Origin of the sequence: Bartonella sp. TT110JLCBS (assembly GCF_042193405.1) — a bacterium.
Lineage (GTDB): Bacteria > Pseudomonadota > Alphaproteobacteria > Rhizobiales > Rhizobiaceae > Bartonella.
Genome location: NZ_JBHILT010000130.1, coordinates 1 through 1,054, shown reverse-complemented (window position 1 = coordinate 1,054; position 1,054 = coordinate 1). Strand labels below are relative to the sequence as shown.

The 1,054-nt window shown below is 35.3% G+C and carries 3 protein-coding genes; all 3 read right to left on the bottom strand.

All coding sequences use genetic code 11. The features are described 5' to 3' along the window. Positions 1 to 198: Rha family transcriptional regulator (locus ACFILW_RS09980; RefSeq protein ID WP_375685759.1), on the bottom strand; the 198-nt coding region annotated here is incomplete at its 3' end. 14 nt (positions 199 to 212) lie between these two features. After that, a complete protein-coding gene (locus tag ACFILW_RS09975; RefSeq protein ID WP_375646806.1) occupies positions 213 to 569 on the bottom strand; it encodes an antA/AntB antirepressor family protein in 357 nt (118 codons plus the stop codon). Positions 570 to 633: 64 nt separating this feature from the next. After that, the gene (locus ACFILW_RS09970; RefSeq protein WP_375624333.1) at positions 634 to 1,008 is read right to left on the bottom strand and encodes a hypothetical protein; all 375 of its coding nucleotides are present in this window, start codon (positions 1,006 to 1,008) and stop codon (positions 634 to 636) included. Positions 1,009 to 1,054 lie beyond the last annotated feature (46 nt).

Sequence of the window (1,054 nt, the reverse complement as noted above, 5' to 3'; positions counted from 1 at the left end):
CTTACCCTGTTTATCTAAATAGGTGGATCCAAATTTGGATTGACCCCCTTCAGGATATAATTCTCCTAACATTTGTCGAATATCACGCATAATATGCGCATGTTGCTTACCGCATAACTCTGCAATTTCACGACTAGACATGGTTGGAACAGTTGTGTTTTGAAAATTGTTTTCAGGTATTGTAATAAAGTTTTGCATCATCACCCCCTTAATTAAGAAAAACATAAGTTTTGGTATAATATTCTGCCATAGTTTCTATGACGTTCTGCTTGAGCGATTTTCCTTGCTGCGTGAATTTTGAAGTAATGATTATCAGTTTTATCTGTTTCTATTTCAGATTTTGGACAAATCTTCTGTCTGTTCCATTCTTGTTTTGTAAAAACAAAATCCACGCCTTCTTTTAGATCAAACTTTTCAACACAATCGTTAAACCAAGTGGAAAAATCTTGTTTCAAATGTAAGTGCCTATGCATTACATGGGCTTTGACCATTTTGGCATAACCAATTTTGTTGTCTACCTCGTTTTCAGGTATGAGATATCCTTCACTATCATTATCATGTGTGTTCATAAGTTTACTCTAATCAATTATTGATGGGGAAAAGGGGGGCGCTTTTAAATGCGCCCTTTAGAATTTAAAGCACATCACAAGGACGCAAACGGTGTTGTTGTTCGTAAGTACCGTAAATCTCATCATTATATTTTTCGTCTGCTAAATCAGATAAAAGATCGTGGTAAGCATCACTTTCACGTACAAAGTAATAAACCTTACTATCCTCATGGAGATGTTCAATATTTTTTTCTACATATGCGTCTGCAATCTCTTCAGAGATATCTTCACAATTATTCTCAGAGGGATTTATACGAAAGATTTGGATTGCATCATCTACCTCATCAACAATGCTTAGAATTTGGCTTGCATCAAGTGGTCCAGACTCTGCAATGTGTTGATCTTTATCGTAGGTAACTAATAAAATTTCATTGGAATTTATAAGAATTGGATTTTCCATAATTTTTCCTCCCTAACGCCTCTTGGCGATTGTTTGTGCGTGGTTT